This is a genomic window from uncultured Pseudokineococcus sp. (assembly GCF_947495735.1).
GTDB lineage: Bacteria > Actinomycetota > Actinomycetes > Actinomycetales > Quadrisphaeraceae > Pseudokineococcus.
Map to the genome: position 1 here is coordinate 411,153 of NZ_CANMAA010000002.1, position 15,216 is coordinate 426,368.

Genomic DNA, 15,216 nt, shown 5'->3' on the forward strand with positions numbered 1-15,216 from the left:
CGACGAGACCGGGCCGTCCGGCGGACGGGCGGCCCGGCCCCGGTGTCGGCCCGGCATCGACGGTCGTCGGGCGACCACCACCGCAGACCGCCCCACCGGCCCTGCCGGAGGCCAACCGGGAGGACCCCTCGTGCGCAGCAGCCCGACCGCGCGGGTCCGACGGGTCTACGACGCGCACGCGCAGGACTACGACAGGGTCTTCGCCGTCGCCGAGCGTCGGCTGCTGGGGCACCACCGCGAGTGGGCGACGTCGCGCGCGAGCGGCGTCGTGCTCGAGCTGGCCGTGGGCACGGGGCTGAACCTCCCGCGCTACGGACCGCAGGTCGACCGCGTGGTCGGCGTCGACCTCTCGGAGGCGATGCTGGACGTCGCCCGCTCGCGCCGGCGGAGCCTCGGTCTGCAGGAGCGCGTCGACCTGCGGCACGGCGACGTCCAGGCCCTGGACCTCCCGGACGCCTGCGTGGACGCCGTCGTCGCCACGTACGCGCTGTGCACGGTGCCCGACCCCGCGGCGGCGCTGGCGCAGGCGCGGCGGGTGCTGCGACCGGGGGGCCGGCTGCTGCTGGTCGAGCACGGCCCGTGCCGCTCCCGAGCGGCGAGGGCGCTCCAGCGCGTCCTGGACCCCGTGACCGTCCGCTGGCAGGCCGACCACCTGCTGCGCGACGCCCGGCGCCTGGCCGTGGACGCCGGCTTCGTCGTCGAGGAGGCCGACCGCGCCGGGCGCTCCGGGCTCGTCCACCGCGTCTACGCGACGTCGCCGGCCTGAGACCCCGCCCGACTGCGGCCTCCCGACGGGCGCGAGCGTCCTCGTGCCTCCGGTCGCCCTGACCGGGGAGCACGCGCTCCGCTCACGTCGCGACCGGGGAGCGCCGTCGTCGAGGCCTGGCCCAGGCTCATCGTGGACCTCCGGCGAGCGGCCGTCATCACGGCGGTCCGCGAGCGCCGCTCGACCGCCGGGCGCCTGCGCGTCGAGCTCGCCGCGCAGGCGAGGCCCCCCGGGCGCGCCCGGCCCGGGGCGCTGCCCGACCTGCTCGAGGGCGGCTGCGAGAGCGAGCTCGAGATCTGGGGCCACCGTGAGGTCGTCCACGGACCGGCGTTCGCCGGACGGCGATGGCAGGAGCGCGTGCAGCTCGGCGGACGGTCGGTGCGGCTGGACCTCTACGACGAGGCCGCGCAGCTGGCGGTGGAGCCCGACGGACGCCGCACCACGACGGGACGAGCGACCGCGAGCGCGACGTCCGACGTGACGCCCGCCTCGCCGAGCGGGGGGTGCTGACGCTCCGCCTCACGCACCGACGGCTGACCAGCGACCCGACGGGCTGCCGTCGGCAGGCGCTGCTGATCAGCGCCGAGCGCCGGCGCCAGCTCGGTGGACGGCGCGGCTGAGGCGACTCCGTCTGAGGAGCAGCGGGCTCGCCGGTCAGGCGACCGGGGAGCAGCGGGCACGGCCGATGCCCCGTTCGTCGAGACGGGCGCTCCCCGGTCACTCGGCGACCGAGGCCTGCGCTCCTCGGTCGACCCATGGCGAGCCGCAGGCTCAGCGCACGGGCCAGCTCGGCCTCGCCTGAAGCGGGTCCGGGCGGCTCAGGCCGACTTGTCCCGGCGCTCGCGCTTGCGGGGCGCTGCCGTGCCGGCGTCGCGCGGCACGAGCGTCGGCAGCACGTTCTCGAGGACGACCTCGCGGCTGATGACCACGCGGGCGACGTCCTCGCGGGAGGGGATGTCGAACATGACCGGCATCAGCACCTCCTCCATGATCGCGCGGAGGCCGCGGGCGCCCGTGCCGCGGAGGATGGCCTGCTCGGCGATGGCCCGGAGCGCCTCCTCCGAGAACTCCAGCTCGACGCCGTCGATCTCGAACATGCGCTGGTACTGGCGCACGAGCGCGTTGCGCGGCTCGGTGAGGATCTTCACGAGGGCGTCGGCGTCGAGCTTGCTCACCGTCGTGATGACCGGCAGGCGCCCGATGAACTCCGGGATGAGCCCGAACTTCGTGAGGTCCTCCGGCATCACCTGGCCGAAGACGTCGACGTCCTCGGACTTGGTGTGCAGCTGCGCGCCGAAGCCGACGCCGCCCTTGCCGGTGCGCGAGGCGATGATCTCCTCGAGCCCCGCGAAAGCCCCCCCGACGACGAACAGCACGTTCGACGTGTCGATGGTGATGAACTCCTGGTGGGGGTGCTTGCGACCGCCCTGCGGCGGCACCGACGCCGTCGTCCCCTCGAGGATCTTCAGCAGCGCCTGCTGCACGCCCTCGCCGGAGACGTCGCGGGTGATCGACGGGTTCTCGCTCTTGCGAGCGATCTTGTCGACCTCGTCGATGTAGATGATGCCCTGCTCGGCCTTCTTGACGTCGAAGTCCGCGGCCTGGATGAGCTTGAGCAGGATGTTCTCGACGTCCTCGCCGACGTAGCCGGCCTCGGTCAGCGCCGTGGCGTCCGCGATGGCGAAGGGCACGTTGAGCATCCGCGCCAGGGTCTGCGCGAGGTAGGTCTTGCCCGTCCCCGTCGGCCCGATGAGCAGGATGTTGGACTTGGCGAGCTCGACGGCGTCGTCACGGCCGCTGGCCGCCGGCGGCGTCGCCTGCACGCGCTTGTAGTGGTTGTAGACCGCCACCGCCAGGGCCCGCTTCGCGGCGTCCTGGCCGACGATGAACTCCTCGAGGAAGTCGAAGATCTCCCGCGGCTTGGGCAGGTCGACCAGCCCGAGCTCGCTGGCCTCGGCGAGCTCCTCCTCGATGATCTCGTTGCAGAGGTCGATGCACTCGTCGCAGATGTAGACGCCGGGTCCGGCGATCAGCTTCTTGACCTGCTTCTGGCTCTTCCCGCAGAAGGAGCACTTCAGCAGGTCGCCACCGTCCCCGATGCGCGCCACGGCCCACTCCTCCCTGCTGCCCCGGCGGTCACCGGGCTCGTCCCATCACACACCACCCGGCGGGCCGTGTCAGCGCCGCCGCGCCCTGTCGCGCGGGACGACCCGGCTGCCGCGCTCGTCACGCGTGGTCCCCCACCGGGTCGCCCTGGCGACCCGGTGGGGGTCCGACGTCACGCGGAGACCTGCACCCGCCCCTTGCGGCTCGGCAGGATCTGGTCCACGAGGCCGTACTCCAGGGCCTGCGGAGCCGTGAGGATCTTGTCGCGCTCGATGTCCAGGCGGACCTGCTCGACGTCGCGGTTGCTGTGGAACGCCGTCGTCTCCTCGAGCCAGTTGCGCATGCGCAGCGCCTCGGCGGCGTGGATCTCGATGTCCGAGGCCTGCGCGTAGTCGCCGCTGGAGAGCGCCGGCTGGTGGATCAGCACGCGCGCGTTCGGCAGCGCCAGCCGCTTGCCCGGTGCACCGGCCGCGAGGATCACGGCCGCCGCCGAGGCCGCCTGCCCGAGGCAGACGGTCTGGATGTCCGGCTTGACGTACTGCATCGTGTCGTAGATCGCCGTCAGCGCCGTGAAGGAGCCGCCCGGGGAGTTGATGTACATGGTGATGTCGCGGTCCGGGTCCATGGACTCCAGGACGAGGATCTGCGCCATGACGTCGTCCGCGGACGCGTCGTCCACCTGCACCCCGAGGAAGATGACGCGGTCCTCGAAGAGCTTGTTGTACGGGTCCTGCCGCTTGAAGCCGTAGGGCGTGCGCTCCTCGAACTGCGGGAGGATGTAGCGGCTGCTCGGCATCTGCGGCGCCGTGCCGCCGGCGATCGCGCTGTGGTCGGTCGTGTCTGCCATCGAAGGGCTCCTCAGCTCGTGCCGCCGCCGCCGCGGACGTCCGCGGCGTGGGCCTCGACGTGGTCGATGAAGCCGTACTCGAGCGCCTCGGCCGCGGTGAACCAGCGGTCGCGGTCGTTGTCGAGGTTGATCTGCTCGATCGACTTGCCCGTCTGGTCCGCCGTCAGCTGGCTCAGCGTGCGCTTCATGTTGTTGATGAGCTCGGCCTGGATGCGGATGTCGCTCACCGTGCCGCCGAAGCCGCCGGAGGGCTGGTGCATCATGATCCGCGCGTGGGGCGTGGCGTAGCGCTTGCCCGGGGCGCCAGAGGAGAGCAGGAACTGCCCCATCGAGGCGGCCAGGCCCATGCCGTACGTGGCCACGTCGGGCGTCACGAACTGCATCGTGTCGTAGATGGCCATGCCGGCCGTCACCGAGCCGCCGGGCGAGTTGATGTAGAGGTGGATGTCCTTCTCGGGGTCCTCGGCCGCCAGCAGCAGCATCTGCGCGCAGATGGCGTTGGCGTTCTCGTCGCGGACCTCGGAGCCGAGCCAGATGATGCGCTCGCGCAGCAGCCGCTGGTAGATGTGCTCGTCGAGCCCGACGCTGCCGCCGGGCCCCCGAGCGGTGACGCCGTCCGTGACGCCGTACGCGCCTGGTGTCTGCACCACGCTCTTCGCTCCGTCCTCGCCTGGGCGCCCCGCTCGCGCGGGTCGCGCCCCTGGTCGTGTCTCGTGCACTGCACCGGTCCCGACGAGCGGCCGGCGCGGCGTCGAGACGTCGCACCCGCCCGTCCGGTGGGCCCGGAGGTCATCCCATGAGGTCTGGCATCGACCCTAACCCCCTGCCCCCGGCCCCCGTTCCGACGCCCCACGGGTGTTCGCCGTGGGCGCACCCCGCTCCCCCGTGCGGCGCACGGGCGGCGGGGCGGACGAGCGGCCGGCGGCCAGCAGGACGGGAGGCGTGCCGGGCTGGGCCGGGAGCGGTGGGTCGCGTGAGTCGGGCACGCAGCGCTGCACCGGGGCGACTGCGGCGACCTCACCGCGCGCGGGGCGAGGTGGAGCGGCGGCGGGTCGGGTCCCCGCGGGGCACGTGAGGCGAGCAGCTCGTGCGGGGCGCACGCCCCGCACGAGCGCGCAGCCAGTGCCCCGCGGGGACCCGACCCGCCGCACCCAGCCCAGCCGGGCACGTCGCCGCCGTCCCGGTACGGCACCTCGAGCGCCGGACATGACGACGCCCCGACCCCCGTGCGGGGGTCGGGGCGTCGACGGCGTGGCTCAGGCGCGCGAGCCGTCCTCGTCGGAGGCCTCGGTGGCCGGGGCGTCGCCCTCGGCGTCGGCGGCCTCGTCGACGTCGGTGGTCTCGGGGCCGTCCTCGTCCTCGGAGAGGTCGACCTTGTTGCCGGAGGCGTCGGTGATGGTCGCGCCCTCGAGGACGACGGCCAGGCCCTTGCGGCGGGCGACCTCGGAGACCATGGCCGGCACCTGGCCAGCCTCCTGGACCGCCTGGGCGAAGGCGCTGGGCTCCATGCCCATCTGGGGCGCCGTCTGCACGAGGTACTCGACGAGCTCCTCCTGCGAGACCTGCACCTGCTCCTGCTCCACGACCGCGTCGAGGAGCAGCTGGGTGCGCAGGGCCTGCTGCGTCTGCTCGGTGACCTCGGTGCGGTGCTCGGCGTCCTCGAGCCGGCCCTCGCTCTCGAGGTGGCGGTGGACCTCCTGCTCGACGAGCGACTCGGGCACGGGGACCTCGACCTGCTCGCGCAGGGCGTCGAGCACCTTGTCGCGGGCCTGGACGCCCTGCTCGAGGACGGCCGCCTTGCGGGCCTGCTCGCGCAGGTCGGCGGTGAGCTCGTCCATCGTGTCGAACTCCGAGGCCATCTGCGCGAAGTCGTCGTCGGCCTCGGGGAGCTGGCGCTCCTTGACGGACTGGACCGTCACGGTGACCTGCGCGTCCTGCCCGGCCTGGTCGCCGCCGGCCAGGGGGGCGGTGAAGGTCGCGGACTCGCCGGCGGACAGGCCGGTGACGGCCTCGTCCGTGCCGTCGAGCATGGTGCCCGCGCCCACCTGGTAGGAGATGCCCTCGGCCGTGTCGATCTCCGTGCCGTCGATCTCGGCGCGGATGTCGATGGACAGGAAGTCGCCGTCCTGGACGGCGCGGTCGACGCCGGAGAGCGTGCCGAAGCGGGCGCGCAGCGCGTCGAGGCGCGTCGTCACGTCCTCCTCGGAGACCTCGACGTCGTCCACGGAGACCTCGATGGAGGCGTAGTCCGGGAGGTCGATCGCCGGGCGCACGTCGACCTCGGCGGTGAAGACGAGCTGGCTGTCGTCGTCGACGGGGACCTCGGTGACGTCCACGGTCGGCTGGCCCAGCACGCGGAGCTCCTGCTCCTGGGCGGCCTGGCTGTAGAACTGCGGCAGGGCGTCGTTGACGGCCTCCTGCAGCACCGCGGCGCGACCGACGCGCTGGTCGATGATGCGCGGGGGGACCTTGCCCTTCCGGAAGCCGGGCACGGTGACCTGCTGCCCGATCTCGCGGTAGGCCTTGTCGAGGCTCGGCTTCAGCTCGGCCAGGGGGACCTCGACGGTCAGCTTGACCCGGGTCGGCGTGAGGGTCTCGACGGCGCTCTTCACTGCGCGGGCTCCAGATGCGGTTCGACGTGCGCCCCTGACCCCGCCAGCGGCGGGGCTCCTCGCCTCGGACGGCGGGACGGGCGCGGGCCAGCCGCCCACGATAGCCGTGACGCCGCTCGCGGCCGAACCGGTGCCCGAGCGGCGCCGGGGGCGCCCGCACGGGCACCGCCCGGCCCTCGTCGGTCGGGGTACCCGGATTCGAACCGGGGACCTTCCGCTCCCAAAGCGGACGCGCTACCAAGCTGCGCCACACCCCGTGGCTGGCCCCCTGCGGGCACCGGCCGGGGCCAGCCTAGACGGCGACGACCGGCGCGGCCCCGTCGTCGCCGGCGGCTCCGGGGCCGGCGCGGGCACCGGGACGGCGGCGTCCCGGGCGGGGCGGAGGAGACCACCTCGGCCACTCGCTAGGGTGGGCCGCGTCGGCGTCAGCGCCGACGTCGCGGGTGTAGCTCAATGGTAGAGCCCCAGTCTTCCAAACTGGCTACGCGGGTTCGATTCCCGTCACCCGCTCCACCGTCTCGGATCGCACGGCGCGAGGCGCCGCTCAGGGGCGCACGAGCCGCCGCAGCGCCCACCAGGCCGCCGGCGCGTAGCCGAGGACCACGGGCGCCGGTCCGGTCAGGACGAGCGACGTCGAGCAGCCGCCGCCGGGCGCCGCCTCCACCGCGTGGTCGAGGTGCAGCCCCACGCCCGGGACGCCCGGGCGGCCCAGGACGACGGACCACGACCACGTGCGCCGCTGCTCGTCCACGTCCTCCACGACGACGTCCGCCCGCAGCCCGCCAGGACCGTGGACGGCACCCCGGACGCCGGGCGCGATGCGCGCGGGCAGGTCGACGGACCGGATCTGCGGGGACCACGTGCTCCACAGGGCCGGCTGCGCGTAGCGCTCCCAGGCCTCCTCCACCGGGGCGGCGCCCGCCGCCCCGGTGGTCAGCGACAGCCGTCGCAGCAGCTCCACGGTCGGGCGCCGAGCGGCCCCCGGGCCCCTCCCGCTCACGCGGGCTCGCGCCACAGGACGACCACGGAGCGGTCGTCGTCCTCGGCGGCGACGGCGTCGACGAGGCGCCGAGCGCTGCCGACCAGCCCCGGGCCCGCCGTCAGCTCGCCGGCGGCGTGCGCCAGCAGGTCGATGCCCTGGGCCAGGTCGCGGCCGGGCGCCTCGACGACGCCGTCGGTGTAGAGCAGCAGCGCGTCGCCCGGCTCGAGCACGCCCCGCACGGACGGGAAGCCGACGTCGGGCAGCAGGCCGAGGGCGGGCCCGCCCTCGACCTCGGCGGTCACCCACCGGTCGGGCGCCGCCCCCCCGCGGTGGCGCAGCAGCGGCGGGTGCCCCGCGCTCGCGGCCGCGTACTCCCCCGTGCGCAGGTCGAGGCTCACGTGCAGGGCGGTGGCGAAGCCCTCGCTCCAGTGCTGCTCGAGGAGGTAGTCGTTGGCCGCCGGCAGCAGCCCCGAGGTCGGCAGGGCCCCCACGAGACCGCCGTAGGCCCCCGACAGCAGGAGGGCCCGCGTGCCCGCGGCCGTGCCCTTGCCCGACACGTCGACGAGCAGGACGTCGAGCCGCTCCTGGCCCCACCTCCGGGCGATGACGAAGTCGCCGGCGAAGCCGTCCCCGTAGGCGGACCGGATGGCGTGCTCCAGGTGCCAGGGCTCCGGCAGGTCGGCGACCCGGCTCTGGGCCCGCAGGCGGTCCCGCAGCTCGACGAGCATGGACTCGCCCTGCGCGCCGTGGACGCCGAGGCGCTCCCGGCTGCGCGCGATGAGGACGACGACGCCCGCCACGGCGGCGAGCACGCACAGGACGCCCGGGGTGATGACCGCCGACGCCGCCTGCACGACGGCGCCCGACGTCCCGCGGGGCAGGTCCACGGCGTTGCGCCGGGGCACCACGTAGACGAGCGCCGTGGCCACGAGGAAGAGCAGCATGGCCAGCTGCCGCAGGCGCAGGAAGTACCCGCCGAGGACGATCACCACGGAGAGGGCGGACGCGGGAGCCCACAGCGGCACCGTGATCGCCGCGACGACCCACGCGACCACGAGGCCGGTGGCCACGCCGAGGCGGAAGGTCTGCGAGGGCAGGAGCCTCAGCTGGACGAGCCAGCCGAGGCGGCGCCGCCGCTCGTCCAGCCACCCGCCGGCCGCCGAGGGGACCCACGTGGGCGCAGCAGCACGCCCTCCGGGGACGGTCCGGCTCTCGGTCGGCACCCCTGGAGGGTAACCAGCGGGACCGGCCGCCCGTGGCCGCTCCGGCGGGTCGGTGGGGTCAGGTCCGCTGCGCGCGGGCGGACGCGTCGAGGTCCGCGCCCGCGGTGAGGTCGAGCGGCTCCGACGGCAGCTCCGGCAGGCCGGCCTGGCAGACCGGGCACCAGAACAGGTTGCGGCCGACCACCTCCCGCGTCAGGACCGTCGCGCCGCAGACCCGGCAGGGCAGGCCGTGGCGCCGGTAGACGTAGTGGGCGTCCTCGCGGCGCACCCGGCCCCGGCGGTGGCCGGCGGGCCGGTCGGCCGGCAGCGTCGTGACGATCGCGCCGCGCTTCACCCCGTCCCGCAGCAGCACGACGAGGTCGTCCCACATCGCCAGGGCGCGGTCCCGCCCGACCTCGACGCCCGGCGCGAAGGGGTCCGTGCGCGCCCGGAAGAGGACCTCCGCGCGGTAGACGTTGCCGACTCCCGCCACGACCGCCTGGTCCATGAGCTGGGCCGCGATCGAGGTGCGGCTGCGGGCGACCCGGTCGGCGAAGGCACCGGCGTCGCCGTCGCGGCGCAGCGGGTCCGGGCCCAGCTTGGCGCGCGCGGCCTCCTTCTCGCCCGTGGTGACGACCTCGCACGCCGTGGGGCCGCGCAGGTCGGCCCAGACGCCCGCGCCGTCGGCGCCCGGACCGAGCAGCCGCACGCGCAGGGCACCGCGGGGCTCCGGCGGCTCGCCGGTCCCGAACGCCCACTTGCCGTAGAGGCCGAGGTGCACGCGCAGCCACCGGCCGCCCTCGAAGCCCAGGAACATCTGCTTGCCGTGGGCCTCGGCGCGCCGCAGCTCGGTCCCGTCGAGCAGCGCGGCGCCCTCGGCGAAGCGGCCCTGGGGGCTGGACACCCGCAGGGCCTGCCCGCGGAAGTCGCGCTGGAAGACGTCGGCGAGCCGCCGGACGGTGTGCCCCTCGGGCACCTCAGACGCCGGGGGCGGACGGCTGGGCGCGGTCGCCGCGCTCGTACGCGCCGACCTGCCCGATGCGGCGGACGTGGCGCTCGTCGTCCGAGAACGGCTCGGCGAGGAAGGCGTCGACGAGCGCGACGGCGTCGGCGACGGAGTGCTGGCGCGCTCCCACGGCGACCACGTTGGCGTCGTTGTGCTGACGGGCCAGCCGCGCCGTCTCGAGGCTCCAGGCGAGGGCGGCCCGCACGCCGACGACCTTGTTGGCGGCGATCTGCTCGCCGTTGCCCGACCCCCCGACGACGACGCCCAGGCTGCCCGGGTCGGCGACGACGGCCTCGCCGGCGGCGATGCAGAAGGCGGGGTAGTCGTCGAGGGCGTCGTAGTGGTCGGGCCCGTGGTCGACGACGTCGTGGCCGGCCTCGCGCAGGTGCGCGATGAGGTCCTGCAGGAACTCGTAGCCGGCGTGGTCGGTGGCGGCGTGGACGCGCATGCCTGGATCTCAGCACACGGCGACGCGCGGGGGCGCTCCCGGCCCGCGAGGGCCGGCGCGTGCGAGGGTCGGCCCGTGCCGGTGGTGCTGGGCGTGGACGGGGCGCGGGGGCGGTGGGCCTGCGCGCTGTGGGCGGGGCCGGGGGCGGCTCCGCAGCTGGAGGTCGCCGACGGCCCGCAGGACGTGCGCGACCTCGCCGAGCGGCACGGCGCGGCCGTCGTGGGGCTCGACCTGCCGCTGGGTCTGGTCGAGGCCGGGCCGCGGTGGGCCGACGAGGCCGCGCGCCGCCGGCTGGCCGAGGCCGGGGCCTCCAGCCCCGGGGCCGACCGGCGGGGGGCCGCCTCCCGGGTGTTCCCGACCCCCGCCCGCCCGGTGGTGGCCCACGGCGGCAGCTACGCCGAGGCGAGGGCGCTGGCCCGGCAGAGCGGGGCCCCGAGCCCCAGCGCCCAGGCGTTCGCCCTCTTCGCGCACGTCCGCGCGTGGGACGAGGCGGGGGCGCGGTGGGGCCCCGGCCCCGAGCTCGTGGAGGTGCACCCCGAGCTGTCCTTCGCCGCCATGGCCGGGCGCGTCCTGGCCCCCAAGCGCAGCGCGCGCGGGGCGCAGCAGCGCCTCGGCGTCCTCGCCGGGGAGCGCGGGCTCGGGTGCGGGGCCGACGCGCTGGGCGCGGCCCTCGAGACCGCCCCCGCGGCCGTCGCCCTGGACGACGCACTCGACGCGGCGGCGGCCGCCTGGTCGGCGCACCGCGTCGCGGGCGGGTCGGCCGAGCCCCTCCCGCGCGAGGTCCAGCGCGACGGCGACCGCGTCATCGCGATCTGGGTCTGACGCTCCCCGCCCCGGGACGGGGCGCCGCCCGCCGATCACCCCGCCAGGTGGCCCCAGCGGCCCTCCAGCTCGGCCCACGTGCCGGTCGCCGCCAGCCGTCCGTCCTCGAGGACCACGACGCGGTCGGCGCGGACGAGCGCCGAGCGCTTGGACGTGGACCCGACCACCGTGGTGCCGCGGCGCCGCAGCGCGTCCCACAGCTCGCCCTCCGTCCGGGCGTCCAGGGCCGAGGACACGTCGTCCGCCACGAGCAGCTCCGCCTCGGTCGCGAGGGCTCGCGCGAGCGCCAGGCGCTGCACCTGCCCGCCCGAGAGCCGGACGCCCCGGTGCCCGACGAGGGCGCTGTGCCCGCCGGCGCGCTCGACGTCCGGGCCCATGCGGGCGTCACCGAGCGCGCCCTCCGCGGCGCGGGCGTGGTCGAGGACGACGTTGTCGGTGAAGGTGCCGGAGAGCACGCGGGGCACCTGGCCCACCCAGGCGACCTGCCCCGGGCGCAGGAAGCGCTGCGGGTCCTCCACCTCCCGGCCGTTCCACACCAGGCGGCCCTCGTGGTCGACCAGCCCCGCCAGCGCCGCCAGCAGGCTCGACTTGCCCGAGCCGACCCGGCCCACCAGCAGCACGAGCTCGCCGGCCCGCACCTCGAGGTCGACCCCCTGGACGCCCACGGTGCCGTCGTCGTGCACCGCCGTCAGCCCCTCCAGGCGCAGCGACCGCAGCGGCGTGCGGCGAGCCGTCGGGGGGCCGGGCGCCGTGCCCGCGACCAGGTCCACCCCCGCCGGCAGCGCCACGAGGTCGCCCTCCCCCGCCAGGGCCGCCGACGCGCGCAGCCAGCGCCGCGCGACCGGGGCCTCGGTGATGGCCGCCCCGGCGACCGTGCCGAACCACGCCGCACCCGTCACGGCCGTGGTCACGAGCACGGCCGTCTCCAGCGGCCAGACGCCCAGGAGGAAGACCGCCCAGCCGACGACGACCCCGACCTGGACGAGGACGACGGGCACGCCCTCGAGGAGGGACTTGACCCGGTTCTCGTGCACCGAGGCGCGCACCCGCACCTCGTCGACCTCGGCGAGGTGGCGGCGCACCGGGCCGACGGCGGCGGCGAGCTTGACGGTGCGGACGGCGTCGAGCGCGGAGACCAGGGAGCCCCCGAAGACGGCGCGCTGGTCCCCCGCGACCCGAGCGGCGCGCCCCATGGCGGGGGCCCCCAGCGCCGAGACGAGCGCGGACACGAGCAGCACGCCGGCGACGACGCCCCCCGCCAGGAGGCTCTGGCTCGCGACGGTGATGGCGCCGACCACGACGACGCCGACGGCGACGTCCACCCAGCGGTCGGCGTAGATCATGAGGCGGTCGCTGTCGAGGGCCCGCGCGGTGACCTCGCCCGGCGTCGTGCGGGCGAGCCGGTGCTGCATGGTCTGCCCCCGCATCACGGCCAGCCGCAGGCGCAGGGACGTCGCCACCCACCACAGGGGGTAGAGCCGGAACGCCATGAGCAGGAACGCCGGGGAGACCACGACGGACGCCGCGAGCGCGCCGGTGAGGAGCCAAGGCTGCTCCCCGTCGTCCAGGCCCGCGACGACGAGCCCCCACAGCCACGCGGTCGCCACGCCGGCGGCGCCCAGCATCGACATGGCCAGGAAGCCCGCACCGCCGACGAGGCCCCAGCGCTTGTGGGTCAGCAGCACCCGCAGGACGGTGCGCGCCAGGGAGGTCCTCGGCGCCGGCGGCTGGGGCCGGGGCTCCCGGCGCGGTGCGCGGGTGGCGGGCGCCCGGACCTCGGGGCCGTCCTGGACCTCGCCGCCCGCGCGCAGCAGGTCGCGGAAGGGCCCCTCCTGCGCGGCCACCCGCGCCCGGGGGCCGTGCTGGACCAGGCGTCCGGCCTCCAGGACGGCCACGTCGTCGCAGCGCCGGGTGGTCGACAGCCGGTGCGCGATGACCACGCCGGTGCGGCCGGCGAGCAGGCGCTCCGAGGCGCGGGTGACCCGCGCCTCGGTCTGGGGGTCCATGCGCGCGGTCGCCTCGTCGAGCACGACGAGGGAGACGTCCCGGACGAGGAGGCGGGCGAAGGCCACGAGCTGCTCCTCGCCGGCGGAGAGCGTCGTGCCGCCCGTGCCCAGGCGGGTGCGCAGGCCGTCGGGCAGCGCCGCGACCCAGTCCTCCAGGCCCAGGGCCGCCACGGCCTCCCGCACCGCACCGGGGCGGACGTCGGCGAAGAGGGTGATGTTGTCCTCGAGGGAGGCCGCGAGCAGCTCGGTGCGCTGCGTGACGACCCCGACCGCGCGGCGCAGCGACTCGACCTCGGCCTCGACGACGTCCACGCCGCCGACGAGGACGGTGCCCGGGGCGGGCTCGACCGCGCGCGACAGCGCCTTGGCGAGCGTCGACTTGCCGGACCCGCTGCGCCCGACGAGCGCGCACGTCCTGCCGGCCTCGACGACGAGGTCGACGCCGTCCAGGGCGAAGCCCCCGTCGTAGCCCACGGACAGACCCCGCAGCTCCACCCGCGCCGGCCCCGGCGGCACCGGGCGGCCGCCGCGCGGCTCCTGGCCGGCTCCCAGGAGCTGGCGGATGCGGGTGAGCGCCCCGAGGCCCTCCTGGATGTCGGGCAGGTTGTTGCTCACCTGGGCGACCTGCGCCACGAAGGCCGAGACGAGCAGCCACAGGGTGATCAGCTGCTCCAGCCCCAGGTCCCCGCCCGCGACGAGCCACACCCCGGCGAGCACGAAGGCCGCGAGGACGGCGTGCAGCACGAACCCGGCCCGCGCCGCCAGGCCCGCGGCGACCCTGCTGGTGGCGGCGACCCGCTCCATGAGCTCGCGCCCGCGCAGCGCGTACTGGCGGACGGCGTGGGGCTGGCCGAGCGCGGTGCGCACGTCGTCGCGGCCCGCCACCACCTCCTCGAGGTGGGAGGAGTGCTCGGACCAGGCGACCTCCTCGAGCACCTTCAGCCGCGCCACCTCGGGGGCGCGGCGGCGCACCGCCAGCCACACGAGCGCGGCCGCGAGCGGGAAGGCGACGACGGACGGCCACCACACGAACGCGGCGGCCACCCACGCCATCACGCTGCGCAGCAGCGCACGGCCGGTGCCCCACCCGACGCGGCGCAGGAGGGTCGCGACCTGCCAGGCGTCGTCGTCGACGCGGTCGAAGAGCTCCCCCACCCCCTGCTCCTCGAGGGAGGTCACGGGCTGGCCCAGGACGGTGTCCACGAGGTCGCCGCGCAGGCGCCCCTCGGCCCGGCCGACCACCCCGGAGAAGACGGTGCGACCGACGGTGTCGAGCAGCCCCGCACCGACCAGGAGGGCGCCGAGCACCAGGACGAGGGAGGTCGTCGGGCCGTCGGCCACCCGCCCCGCCACGACGGCGCCCACCGTCTCGGCCAGGGCCGCGAGCGCGGCCAGGGCCAGCGCGACCCACGAGCCGCGCTCGGCGAGGCGGCGACGGTCCAGGGGCGGTGGGCCGGGTGCGCCCGTCCCGCTCGACCCGCCCGCTGCGGGCGGCGGGGCCGACGACGCCGGGGAGGACCCGTCGGCGCCCGGACCGGCGTCCTGGGCCGGCACGGCGAGCACGTCGTCCGCTCTCGCACTGCGCACGACGGGTCCTCGACCTCCCTCGGAGGCCGGCGGGGGCGCCCGACGGGCGCCCGTCCTCCCGGCCACCGCGCACGCTAGCCGCGGGCGCCGACAGGTCCCAGGCGTTTACGTCGGGGAGCACGACGGGCCGGGACCCGCAGGTCCCGGCCCGTCCTCGCTCGCGTCCCCGGAAGCGGCTCGGGGAGCTGGGTCAGTCGAAGACCGGCCCCTGGTCGCGCGTGCGCTTGAGCTCGTAGAAGCCCGGGGTCGAGGCGACGGCGACGACGCCGTCCCACAGCGTCCCGGCGGCCTCGCCCTTGGGCGCCGGCGTCACGACGGGGCCGAAGAAGGCGGTGCCGGCCACGGCGATGACGGGCGTGCCGACGTCCTGGCCCACGCGGTCGATGCCCTCGGCGTGGCTGGCGCGCAGCGCCTCGTCGTGGGCGTCGGAGTCGGCCGCGTCGATCAGGTCGGCCGGCAGCCCGACCTCGGCGAGCGCCTCGACGACGACCTCGCGGAAGTCCGTGCGGCCGCCCGGGTGGACCCGGGTGCCGATCGCGTCGTAGAGCGGCTTGACGTGCTCGGCGCCGTGGAGCTCCTTCGCCGCCGTGACGACGCGCACCGGGCCCCACGCCTTGTCCATCAGCTCGCGGTACTGCTCGGGGAGCTCGCGTCCCTCGTTGAGGACGGCCAGGCTCATGACCTTCCACGTCACGTCGACGGGCCGCGTGCGCTCGACCTCCTCCATCCACCGGGAGGTCATCCAGGCCCACGGGCACGCGGGGTCGAACCAGAACTCCACCTGCTGGCGCTGCGTCTGCTCGCTCATGCCGCGTGCAAGGACGAGACGCGT

The 15,216-nt window shown here is 76.1% G+C and carries 13 protein-coding genes and 2 tRNA genes; 4 read left to right on the forward strand and 11 right to left on the reverse strand.

What is annotated here, in order from left to right; all coding sequences use genetic code 11:
• The first annotated feature begins 130 nt into the window (after positions 1-130).
• The gene (locus tag Q0848_RS04785) at positions 131-766 is read left to right on the forward strand and encodes a methyltransferase domain-containing protein (protein ID WP_299035562.1); all 636 of its coding nucleotides are present in this window, start codon (positions 131-133) and stop codon (positions 764-766) included.
• 132 nt (positions 767-898) lie between these two features.
• Entirely contained in the window at positions 899-1,276 is a 378-nt protein-coding gene (locus Q0848_RS04790; protein ID WP_299035564.1) for a hypothetical protein, read from the forward strand.
• Between the two features lie 308 nt (positions 1,277-1,584).
• Here the strand turns inward: Q0848_RS04790 and clpX are convergent, their stop codons facing one another.
• The 5 genes from clpX to Q0848_RS04815 form a co-directional block, all read right to left on the reverse strand.
• Positions 1,585-2,874 (reverse strand): ATP-dependent Clp protease ATP-binding subunit ClpX, encoded by a 1,290-nt coding sequence (gene clpX, locus Q0848_RS04795; RefSeq protein ID WP_299035566.1) that lies wholly within the window; start codon positions 2,872-2,874, stop codon positions 1,585-1,587.
• Positions 2,875-3,044: 170 nt separating this feature from the next.
• On the reverse strand, positions 3,045-3,719 hold the full coding sequence (locus Q0848_RS04800; RefSeq protein ID WP_299035568.1) for an ATP-dependent Clp protease proteolytic subunit: 675 nt from the start codon (positions 3,717-3,719) through the stop codon (positions 3,045-3,047).
• 11 nt (positions 3,720-3,730) lie between these two features.
• The gene (locus tag Q0848_RS04805) at positions 3,731-4,285 is read right to left on the reverse strand and encodes an ATP-dependent Clp protease proteolytic subunit (protein WP_299035803.1); all 555 of its coding nucleotides are present in this window, start codon (positions 4,283-4,285) and stop codon (positions 3,731-3,733) included.
• Between the two features lie 690 nt (positions 4,286-4,975).
• Positions 4,976-6,331, reverse strand: coding sequence for a trigger factor (gene tig / locus Q0848_RS04810; RefSeq protein ID WP_299035570.1), 1,356 nt, complete (start codon positions 6,329-6,331; stop codon positions 4,976-4,978).
• 183 nt (positions 6,332-6,514) lie between these two features.
• Positions 6,515-6,588 (reverse strand) — tRNA-Pro (locus tag Q0848_RS04815).
• A gap of 182 nt (positions 6,589-6,770) precedes the next feature.
• Between Q0848_RS04815 and Q0848_RS04820 the strand changes: the two genes are divergently transcribed.
• Positions 6,771-6,844: transfer RNA gene (locus Q0848_RS04820), tRNA-Gly, on the forward strand.
• A gap of 31 nt (positions 6,845-6,875) precedes the next feature.
• Here Q0848_RS04820 and Q0848_RS04825 read toward each other — a convergent pair.
• From Q0848_RS04825 to Q0848_RS04840, 4 genes are read right to left on the reverse strand one after another with little or no spacing between them, the layout of a single operon-like run.
• Entirely contained in the window at positions 6,876-7,292 is a 417-nt protein-coding gene (locus Q0848_RS04825) for an SRPBCC family protein (RefSeq protein ID WP_299035573.1), read from the reverse strand.
• 35 nt (positions 7,293-7,327) lie between these two features.
• Positions 7,328-8,536, reverse strand: a complete 1,209-nt coding sequence (locus Q0848_RS04830; RefSeq protein WP_299035576.1) for a PP2C family protein-serine/threonine phosphatase — start codon at positions 8,534-8,536, stop codon at positions 7,328-7,330.
• Positions 8,537-8,594: 58 nt separating this feature from the next.
• Positions 8,595-9,491, reverse strand: coding sequence for an Fpg/Nei family DNA glycosylase (locus tag Q0848_RS04835; protein WP_299035579.1), 897 nt, complete (start codon positions 9,489-9,491; stop codon positions 8,595-8,597).
• A 1-nt stretch (position 9,492) separates the two neighbouring features.
• Positions 9,493-9,969: a ribose-5-phosphate isomerase gene (locus Q0848_RS04840; protein ID WP_299035582.1), complete on the reverse strand. Its 477-nt coding sequence runs from the start codon at positions 9,967-9,969 to the stop codon at positions 9,493-9,495.
• A 75-nt stretch (positions 9,970-10,044) separates the two neighbouring features.
• Between Q0848_RS04840 and Q0848_RS04845 the strand changes: the two genes are divergently transcribed.
• The gene (locus tag Q0848_RS04845) at positions 10,045-10,791 is read left to right on the forward strand and encodes a DUF429 domain-containing protein (protein WP_299035585.1); all 747 of its coding nucleotides are present in this window, start codon (positions 10,045-10,047) and stop codon (positions 10,789-10,791) included.
• 35 nt (positions 10,792-10,826) lie between these two features.
• Here the strand turns inward: Q0848_RS04845 and Q0848_RS04850 are convergent, their stop codons facing one another.
• Positions 10,827-14,384: an ABC transporter ATP-binding protein gene (locus Q0848_RS04850; protein WP_299035588.1), complete on the reverse strand. Its 3,558-nt coding sequence runs from the start codon at positions 14,382-14,384 to the stop codon at positions 10,827-10,829.
• 190 nt (positions 14,385-14,574) lie between these two features.
• Positions 14,575-15,192, reverse strand: coding sequence for a DsbA family protein (locus Q0848_RS04855; protein ID WP_299035591.1), 618 nt, complete (start codon positions 15,190-15,192; stop codon positions 14,575-14,577).
• Positions 15,193-15,216 lie beyond the last annotated feature (24 nt).

Excerpts from the sequence above, each read along its gene's own strand:
- Q0848_RS04800 (WP_299035568.1), bottom strand. The coding sequence starts at position 3,719 with ATGGCAGACACGACCGACCACAGCGCGATCGCCGGCGGCACGGCGCCG.
- Q0848_RS04840 (WP_299035582.1), bottom strand. The coding sequence starts at position 9,969 with ATGCGCGTCCACGCCGCCACCGACCACGCCGGCTACGAGTTCCTGCAG.
- Q0848_RS04855 (WP_299035591.1), bottom strand. The coding sequence starts at position 15,192 with ATGAGCGAGCAGACGCAGCGCCAGCAGGTGGAGTTCTGGTTCGACCCC.